This window comes from Peribacillus sp. P4_B1 (genome assembly GCF_056402395.1).
In genome coordinates, this window is the sequence record NZ_JBFUHM010000012.1 from 109,662 (window position 1) to 118,845 (window position 9,184).

At 39.5% G+C, this 9,184-nt stretch carries 7 protein-coding genes; all 7 read left to right on the forward strand.

Going from position 1 to position 9,184, the window contains the following annotated elements:
* Positions 1-410 precede the first annotated feature (410 nt).
* The 7 genes from AC1DVK_RS09580 to AC1DVK_RS09610 all read left to right on the forward strand — a co-directional run bounded on the left by AC1DVK_RS09580 (position 411) and on the right by AC1DVK_RS09610 (position 8,952).
* The gene (locus AC1DVK_RS09580; RefSeq protein WP_410860486.1) at positions 411-1,499 is read left to right on the forward strand and encodes a type III polyketide synthase; all 1,089 of its coding nucleotides are present in this window, start codon (positions 411-413) and stop codon (positions 1,497-1,499) included.
* Entirely contained in the window at positions 1,499-2,029 is a 531-nt protein-coding gene (locus tag AC1DVK_RS09585; protein ID WP_410860488.1) for an isoprenylcysteine carboxyl methyltransferase family protein, read from the forward strand. Before AC1DVK_RS09580 ends, AC1DVK_RS09585 begins: the two co-directional genes overlap by 1 nt.
* Positions 2,030-2,170: 141 nt before the next feature.
* Entirely contained in the window at positions 2,171-2,329 is a 159-nt protein-coding gene (locus AC1DVK_RS09590) for a hypothetical protein (RefSeq protein ID WP_176431939.1), read from the forward strand.
* A gap of 331 nt (positions 2,330-2,660) precedes the next feature.
* A complete protein-coding gene (locus tag AC1DVK_RS09595) occupies positions 2,661-6,374 on the forward strand; it encodes a dynamin family protein (protein ID WP_477626359.1) in 3,714 nt (1,237 codons plus the stop codon).
* A gap of 15 nt (positions 6,375-6,389) precedes the next feature.
* Positions 6,390-7,151: a DNA polymerase beta superfamily protein gene (locus AC1DVK_RS09600; RefSeq protein ID WP_477626360.1), complete on the forward strand. Its 762-nt coding sequence runs from the start codon at positions 6,390-6,392 to the stop codon at positions 7,149-7,151.
* A 12-nt stretch (positions 7,152-7,163) separates the two neighbouring features.
* Positions 7,164-7,991: a sulfurtransferase gene (locus AC1DVK_RS09605; RefSeq protein WP_410860492.1), complete on the forward strand. Its 828-nt coding sequence runs from the start codon at positions 7,164-7,166 to the stop codon at positions 7,989-7,991.
* An 85-nt stretch (positions 7,992-8,076) separates the two neighbouring features.
* Complete coding sequence (locus tag AC1DVK_RS09610; protein WP_477626362.1) at positions 8,077-8,952, forward strand: 5'-3' exonuclease; 876 nt, start codon at positions 8,077-8,079, stop codon at positions 8,950-8,952.
* The last annotated feature ends 232 nt before the right edge of the window (positions 8,953-9,184 follow it).

The window sequence follows — 9,184 nt, forward strand, 5'->3', positions numbered from 1 at the left end:
GAGTTTCAAAATATCATTATACAAGTACAAAATCAATCTTCAGTAAAGAAGGAAGAATGAAAGCAGCCCCCTTACCGATTATCTAGGTAAGGGGGTTTTATTGTTTCCAATTACATTTTGATCATTGAGATGATATGTAGGGTGCCTACGCCATCCAATGAAATGGGTAAATTGCTTGCTTCATGTAAACCTATACATTTTTGTTTGGCCCTCAATGACGGGAGGTGTAAAATCCATGATTGTATTCTCGCAAATGCTAAGGAGGTGGCGATATTGCCGGCTTAGCATGTTGTCTTAGTTCTGCTGCGAAAAATTCAAGAGTTTCACCTTAGATGACCATTAAGCTATAGAGCATAAATGATATCTTGGTGGGTATATTAACCATATCATGAATAATAAGGGGTGGGATCATGCCATATTTATTATCTGCATCACATATAAAGCTACCATATTTACTTTCACAGGAAAAAATCATGGAATTTTCAAGAGAAATCTTTGGATCCTCATTTAAGAGTATAGATCGGTTATTAAAGGCCTTTACGAATGGACAAGTGGAAAATCGATATTTTTCAAATGATCTTGATTGGTTTAAAAAGGATCATTCTTTTGCTGATCGGAATGATTTATACATAAAGCAGGCTGTAAAGTTTGGGAAAGAGGCTATAGAAAAATGTTTAACCAACCCAGAATTTTTACAAGAAGAGCTGCAGGCATTCGAACTAGATGCTTTCTTTTTTATATCAAGCACAGGGGTTGCTACCCCGACCATTGATGCCAGGATAATGAATGAACTTCCATTTAACCCGCATGCAAAAAGAATTCCGATATGGGGGCTTGGATGTGCAGGGGGAGCGAGCGGCCTATCACGTGCTTTTGAATATTGCCGAGCGTACCCGACGGCTAAGGTCATTGTTTTAAGTGTGGAGTTATGCAGTCTGACTTTTCAAAGGAATGATATCTCCAAAAGTAATTTAATTGGAACCTCCTTATTCTCTGATGGAGTAAGCTGTGTTTTGGTTTGCGGTGATGATGTGCCGGATGAACAGTATTCAAGAAAAGGACTACATTTGAAATTTTTGGATTCGCAATCCACGCTAATGCCAAATTCATTGGATGTAATGGGGTGGGATGTTAAAGACCAAGGCTTATATGTGATATTTTCGAAAGATATCCCTACAATCATCAAGGATTGGCTTAAACCGAATGTCCAAGAGTTCTTAGCGGGAAATGGAATGGATCTCGGGGATATAAAAGATTTCATTGCCCATCCTGGAGGGAAAAAAGTAATTGATGCTTATCACGAATCCCTAGGATTCGATGAAAGCATGACTGCAGTATCAATGAGAATATTAAGAGAATTTGGAAATATGTCCTCAGCAACTATTTTGTACGTCCTTGAGAGATTCATGCAGCGTGGCGGGAATAAAGGTGAGGTGGGATTGGCTGCAGCATTGGGGCCTGGTTTTTCATCTGAACTTGTGTTAATGAGGTGGGAATGATGCTCTTTGCCATTTTCATCGTCTTGATTGCCATTCAGCGCCTGGTTGAATTATATATTGCCAAACAAAATGAAAAGCAGTTGAAAGGTGCAGGAGCTGTAGAATACGGTGAGTCCCATTACAGATGGATGGTTCTTATGCACCTTAGTTTTTTTATTGTTCTCATTATTGAAGTGCTCGCTTATGAAAGGGATGTGGCTGGACTTTGGCCGATTTGGCTGATCCTTTTTCTGATTGCGCAGTCGGGAAGGATTTGGGTGATCAGTTCATTGGGAAAACATTGGAATACAAAAATCATAGTGGTTCCTAATGCCGAAGTAGTCATTAAAGGTCCTTATAAATATTTCAAACATCCGAACTATATAATAGTGGCAACGGAGATTATAGTTATTTCTTTATTATTCAATGCATATTATACAGCTATAATCTTTAGTTTTTTGAACGCATGGATGATGGCGGTTCGAATCCCCCTCGAAGAAAAGGCATTAAAGGAACATACGGAATATTCTACGGTTTTTAAGGGAAAATAATAAAAACTTTATTTTCTTATTGAAAATGATTATCGTTCATGATAAGATTCTAAATGAAGATGAAAATTATTCTCAATCAAATATCGATAAATTTTATAATAAAACTAAAGCTACTCAATATATAAGAGGATGGTGTTGGTAATGGTCTGGTTATTCATTTTATTGACAATCGCTACATATGGTTTTGTGATGAAACATGTATTAAATAATATTCAAAAACCGGCAAAGGCAGTTAAACCCTTTACCGGGTCAACAATGGAAAACCGAGCTGCATTTAACCCCACTCCTACAACCAGGTAATCATCCTGGTTTTTTTTATGGCTGTTTTCACATACTTTGTTGCTATTTACCAGGTAGTGAGTTGTGGTTGATTTCCCCTCCAGATGCTCGCTCCAATCAACCTTAAATAGTTTCGTTTTAAAAACAACAATCTTTACGAAAAGAGCCTGTTTTATTCAAATGAATTAACAAGATATGAATCAAACTGCATGAATCCGCCAATAGGTGGTTTTTTTTTGAACATGGCCTATAATAAATCATAAAGTAAAACTAAAGCTGACTGTATGAATAACAAACGAAATCGTTTACAATAAGAGTATTAAAATGACGATAGATTAAGGGGTATGGATTCATGATTCAAGAAACAGTAAAACAACGGTCCAAATTGGGGATTTTGACTGCCATGTATGATAAATTTCAATCGGCAGGCGATACAGGCAATGCAGATAAACTGAAACAATTAATCATGAAAGTGAATGATGAGGAGTTCATCATTGCTTTTTGCGGGCATTTTTCAGCGGGTAAATCAAGTATGATCAACTTTCTCCTTGGTGATCAAGTATTGCCTTCAAGTCCGATTCCAACGAGTGCAAATACGGTAAAGGTCCAAAAAGGGGAAGACTATGCCAAAGTCTTTTACCATCATCAGCCTCCAGTCTTATTTCCTGCACCTTATGATTTTAAAGAGGTCAAGAAATTTGCCAAGGATGGTGATTCAGTATCGGCAATAACGATAAGTTCCAATCACTTTTCAATGCCGGAATCATGTGCAATCATGGATACGCCAGGAATTGATTCGACGGATGATGCACATCGAGTTTCTACGGAATCCGCCTTGCATTTAGCTGATGTCGTCTTCTATGTTATGGATTATAATCACGTCCAATCAGAAGTCAACTTCCTATTCACCAAAGAATTGTTGGAGGCTGAAAAGCCGACATACTTAATTATCAATATGATCGATAAGCATGATGAGAATGAGCTTAGCTTCCAAGACTTCAAGCTTTCCGTTACTGAAGCATTTGCGAACTGGAATGTATATCCTGATGGGATTTTTTATACATCTGTAAGAGATTTGAACAATAGCGAAAATGAAATTGAAGTCGTTCGGCAATTTATATATGAAATGGCAGACAAAGGTCAGAATGATGGGAAAGATGCCATCATGCAATCGGCTAAAGCGCTTGTCGAAAGGCACCTTATTTGGCTGAAGGAACAATATGAAGAGGAACATGCCGAGGATTTAGAAGTATTATCAGACCTTCCTCATGAAGAGCGAATTCAGTTGACGAATCAAGTGGACAGCCTATTAAAAGAAAAAAAATCATTAACTGGACGAATAGAGGACATCAAGGTCCAATATGCTGATGCATTAGAAACAATTTTGAAAAGTGCATACATCATGCCCGCGGCTACACGGGACCTAGGTAAATCTTTCTTGGAATCGGCTCAGCCGGATTTTAAAATGGGTCTATTATTTGCCAAGAAAAAAACTGAGGCCGAGCGTGAGGAACGTATTAAAGCATTCTTGGCCGATTTACAAGAAAAGGTGAAAACCCAGCTTGAATGGCATCTTAAAGAATTGGCGGTTAAAACGCTTAATCAAGCGGAAATCCATGATTCAACATTTGAAAGTAAGGCGCAGGGACTTCATATCGAGGTAACGGAAGCCTACATAAAAAACTCTTTAAAGCCCCAAGTCGATATTACAGGTGAATACGTTTTAAACTATACGAATGATTTAGCCTCAGCTATCAAGAAGAAAGCACGTGAAATATCTGAAGGATTTTTGAATGGAATGGTCGCCGTTATGGAAGGAATAGTGGAACAGCAGTCTATATCCATAGATAAGGAACTTGAAGGTTTTTCCGAATTTGCGGAAGCCCTTAAAGTTACAGCGGCGATGAACGCGGAAATCAAGTACCAAACGGAACGATTAGAGGCCATTGCCAATCAAACTGAAACATCAGTTAATGAGCGTGATATCGATACGCTTTTAACTCAATGGAATGAAGAAGAAAAAAATATTACAGTAAAAATCATGAGAATCGATAAAGGAAGTAATTCAATGCACGTCGACGAACAACCTGAAACGGATCATGATATAGAAAGTAAGGAAGCTGTTCCTTCTATAGCTGTTTCTTCATCTGATGCTGCTGATTTACGCGGAAAAGAAAAGCTGATGGAGACTGCAACGAGTTTACATCAGGCAGCCAAGCTTATACAGCCTTTGAGAGGATTTCAATCACTTTATAAAGAATTGACAGATAAGGCAAATCGCCTGGAACAGCAGACTTTCACGGTTGCCCTCTTTGGTGCATTCAGTGCGGGTAAATCTTCCTTTGCCAATGCACTGATGGGAGAAAGTGTCCTTCCTGTTTCACCTAATCCGACAACTGCGGCAATCAACAAAATCATGTCTTCAGATGCTGAGCATCCACATGGAACGGCAACCGTCAAATTAAAGACGGAAGCGATGCTGTTAGAAGATGTGAGCCTGGCTTTGGCAGCTTTTGATAAATCGGCAAAGACACTGGATGAAGCACTTCACATAGCAGGGCAAATCATTGCGAAGGCAGGGGAAGTTGACAAAGGGAAAACGCATTTATCCTTCTTAAGGGCTTTCCATCAAGGGATGCCCCAGCACCAAGATGATTTAGGGAATGTGATTACGGTAGATCTTGAAGGGTTTAAACGTTTTGCTGCAGAAGAGTCCAAGTCGTGCCTTGTTGATTTGATTGAATTGCGTTACGACTGTGAAATGACAAAGCAGGGGATGGTGCTTGTTGACACACCTGGGGCGGATTCGATAAATGCCAGACATACAGGAGCAGCTTTCGAATATATTAAGAATTCGGATGCCATCCTTTTTGTGACCTATTATAATCACCCATTTTCACGGGCAGATAGGGAGTTCTTGATACAACTTGGACGTGTAAAAGATTCTTTCGCGATGGATAAGATGTTCTTCATTGTCAATGCAGTCGATCTTGCACAAACCACTGACGAATTGGACGAAGTGATGGATTATGTCACAGATCAATTGAATGGATTCGGAATCCGTTTTCCAAAACTGTTCCCGCTTACGAGTAAGGGAGCATTGATGGAAAAACAGACGCCTGGTTCATTTAAGCATTCATTCCTTCAAAATAGCGGTATTTCGGAATTCCAAGACCAATTCGATGCTTTCATCGAAAACGATTTAACTGGACTTGCAATCGAATCGGCTAAAGCGGCCGTAAAAAGAACGGAAGAACTGCTCCGTGATGTAATTGCAGCTTCCATGCAGGATGAAAAGGCAAAACGAAAAGCTCTGGACTCCCTTTCACATGAGGCACAGTCCATTTCGGAACTGCTCTCTGTCATTAAAGGGGATGCGGAAAAGCAACGTTTGAAAAAAGAAATCGATGAATTGACTTTCTATAGTAAGCAACGGGTCTTTTTCCGATTTAATGATTTCTTCAAGGAATCGTTCAACCCGGCCGTCTTAAAGGATGATGGGGGGGATCTGAAAATTGTCCTCAAGCAAGCGATGAAGAACTTATTGGATGCGTTGGGCTTTGACCTTGCCCAGGAAATGCGGGCAACGGCTTTAAGGACGGAAATGTTCGTAAATAAATTGCTGAACGAGAAACAAAGCAGTTTGCTTCAGCAAATTCAAAAAGTAAGAAAAACCCTTTCATTACAGCCTTATGAACCTAATGAGAGGGAGTCCCTTGAATTCACAGGAGCTTTTGTCCAATTGGAAATTGGGGAATTCAAAAAGGAATTGGCGTTATTTAAAAATCCAAAATCTTTCTTTGAAAAAAATGAGAAATTGAAAATGAGCGAAGGGCTTCAGAAGCGTTTGGATGATCCTGCCCTAATGTATGTAAAAGGACAGGGTGAGCGGATTTTCGAAATGTATAATGAAGTCCTTGATCAAGAGTTACTTGCGATTCAAAAAGAGTTTAAGACGGAAATATCGGAGATCTTTGCAGGTTTACGTGCAGCAATGGAGGAAACGGTAGATTTACCGTATTATGAAAATGCAGTAGCTGAATTGGCAAAAATGCATTCGAAATAGAAACGAGGTTCATTCATGAAAGAAAACCTTATTTCAAAATTGAAAATCCTGGAAATAAAAAAGAATATGACCATTTTGATGGCTGCTGTTACTGGCAGCCATTCTTTTGGTTTACCATCCGTCCATTCGGATATCGATGTTCGGTTTATATATGTTCATAATGATAAGCGATCTTACCTCAGCTTGAGTCCTGCAGTTGAAGTGATTCATTTGAAAGAAAACATATATGACATGGAAGGCTGGGATCTATTTAAATCATCCCGTCTTACGATAAAGAGTAATCCTGCACTATTTGAATTATTTCAGTCACCAATCAAGCTGATTACACATCCGGATTATTATAGGAAGATGAATGGTTTGATAGCGGATTGCTATTCCCAAAAGACACTAGGACATCATTACTATCGGATGATGGGCGACAACCTTCAACAATTGACAAAAACAAGGGACTCTGAAAGAAAAGGACTAAAAACATGGGTACAAGTTTACCGTTCGTATTTAATCCTGGAACATATCATCCAAAAGGGGGCATTGCCACCTTTATCCGTTTGGGAATTACTTGAATCGGTTACCATCGATCAAGAAATGAAAACCAGGATGACCCGAATATTTAAAGCAAAACAAAAGGAAGAATTTATAAGCAACAATGAAAGCGAAAAGAATCTTTCATTATTAGAAGGGAAATCACTTTCCTTAAAGAATGAAATAAATAAGCTTCCTCCAGGGAAGAACATGGAAACGGAGCTTAATCAATTAATTTGGACCATTTTGAAATAGGGGGCTATGCATATGGGTTATATAATGGAAAAAGAAGAGCTGTTGCCATTGTTGAATTCTAGTGATATCAGGATCTGTGACTGCCGCTTTCAGCTGGGTTCTCCTGATGCAGGGCATAATGAATACGAGAAAGAACATATTTCCGGCGCTGTTTATTTCGATCTCGAAAAGGATTTATCGGGGCAAGTTCTTAAACACGGCGGAAGACATCCTCTTCCTGACCTGGAAAAGTTTAAAGATAAACTAGAATCAAATGGAATCTCCAATGATACGGTGCTTATTGCTTATGATGGGGGGGAAGGTTCTTTTGCTTCTAGGTTTGTCTGGCTGCTAAGCTATCTTGGGCACCAGAAAGTCTATGTTCTTAACGGGGGGTATCGCGCCTGGAAGGATGCGGGCTATCCGATTGACTCGAATCAAACGAATAATAGTACTAGAGAATATCATATCGATTTAAATGAAACCGTGCTTGCATCTTTTCAAAAAGTGAAGGACTATACAATGAATAGGCCTGACCATATCGTTTTAATGGATTCAAGGGAATCTAAACGGTACGAGGGAATCGAGGAGCCGATTGATAAAAAAGCAGGCCATATACCTGGTGCAGTTAATAAGGTGTGGACGAACGTTTTGGATAATGGCTATTATAAAAACAAGGAAGATCTTCAGGAAAATTTCACAGACATTGGCAGGGATAAGGAAATCATTGTCTACTGTGGTTCAGGTGTAACGGCATCTCCCAATTATATCGCCCTGAAAGAAGCGGGCTTTAAAGATGTGAAGATATATGTTGGCAGTTTCAGTGACTGGATCTCCTATGATGATAATCCGATTGAATAATATTTTTTCCAATTAAACGATCCTTAAAAAAGAGGATAGTTATGTTAAAATGGATGTACATCATGATAGAGGTGATAATGTGTTAATGAAAGAAAATGAGCAGCATCCATCCTTTATGCTTGTCGATGGAATGGCGCTTTTATTTAGAGCTTTTTATGCAACGGCCGTTACTGGTCAATTCATGATTAACTCCAAAGGCATCCCGACCAATGCCGTCCAAGGTTTTTTGAAGCATATGCTGACAGCGGTGAATCATTTTTCACCTAGCCATGTAGCGGTGTGCTGGGATATGGGCAGCAAGACTTTCAGAAATGAATTATTTGATGGATACAAGGCTAATCGTTCAGAAGCTCCGGTCGAAATGATCCCTCAATTCGACTTAGCGAAAAAAGCGGTTGAAGCATTTGATATCCCTAACATAGGGCTCTCTGGATATGAAGCGGATGACTGTATCGGGACAATTGCGAAGGCATCTGCCCAACATAGCCGGGTGGGTATATTGACAGGCGATCAAGATATGCTCCAGTTGATAGAAGAAAATATTTCTGTACTATTGTTAAAAAAAGGATATGGTAACTATGAAGTTCATAATCCTGATAGCTTTTATGAATGGAAAGGGATCACTCCAAGACAAATGATCGATTTAAAAGCTTTAATGGGCGATACAGCTGATAACTATCCCGGAGTTAAAGGAATTGGGGAGAAGACAGCGTTGAAATTATTGATTCAGTATCAAAATATCGAAGGGATTCTTGAAAATGTTGCTTCATTGACAAACGGGCAGAGAGCTAAGATTGAATCTGCCGTAGATATGCTTCATTTATCCAGAAAACTGGCCGAAATAAAATGTGATGTACCAATTTCATGCTCTTTGGACGATGCGGTTTATCAGTATGATCGCGAGAAGGTCAAAAATCTGGCTAGGGATCATGAATTCAGGGCTTTACTAAAAATGATTTAATAATGAAAATTTCGGAGCTCCCCAATGGGAGCTCCTGTAGACAAACTCGAGGAAAATCGAGTTTGTCTATTTTTTATGAGTTGTACAATTTGGCCGTTGATTGGAACGTAGGGCACTCGCTTTCCGCGGGCGGTCGGGGAGCCTCCTCGGCTTTCGCCTTTGGTGTCTCCCCTAGACGCGCTTTTCTAAGCAGGAGTCTCGAACACCCGCTCCAATCAACTTTGTCTTACCT

Bases quoted from the DNA above. Each gene is read 5' to 3' on its own strand.
- AC1DVK_RS09590 (WP_176431939.1), top strand. From the start codon at position 2,171: ATGGTCTGGTTATTCATTTTATTGACAATCGCTACATATGGTTTTGTG.
- AC1DVK_RS09600 (WP_477626360.1), top strand. From the start codon at position 6,390: ATGAAAGAAAACCTTATTTCAAAATTGAAAATCCTGGAAATAAAAAAG.
- AC1DVK_RS09605 (WP_410860492.1), top strand. From the start codon at position 7,164: ATGGGTTATATAATGGAAAAAGAAGAGCTGTTGCCATTGTTGAATTCT.
- AC1DVK_RS09595 (WP_477626359.1), top strand. From the start codon at position 2,661: ATGATTCAAGAAACAGTAAAACAACGGTCCAAATTGGGGATTTTGACT.
- AC1DVK_RS09585 (WP_410860488.1), top strand. From the start codon at position 1,499: ATGCTCTTTGCCATTTTCATCGTCTTGATTGCCATTCAGCGCCTGGTT.
- AC1DVK_RS09580 (WP_410860486.1), top strand. From the start codon at position 411: ATGCCATATTTATTATCTGCATCACATATAAAGCTACCATATTTACTT.
- AC1DVK_RS09610 (WP_477626362.1), top strand. From the start codon at position 8,077: ATGAAAGAAAATGAGCAGCATCCATCCTTTATGCTTGTCGATGGAATG.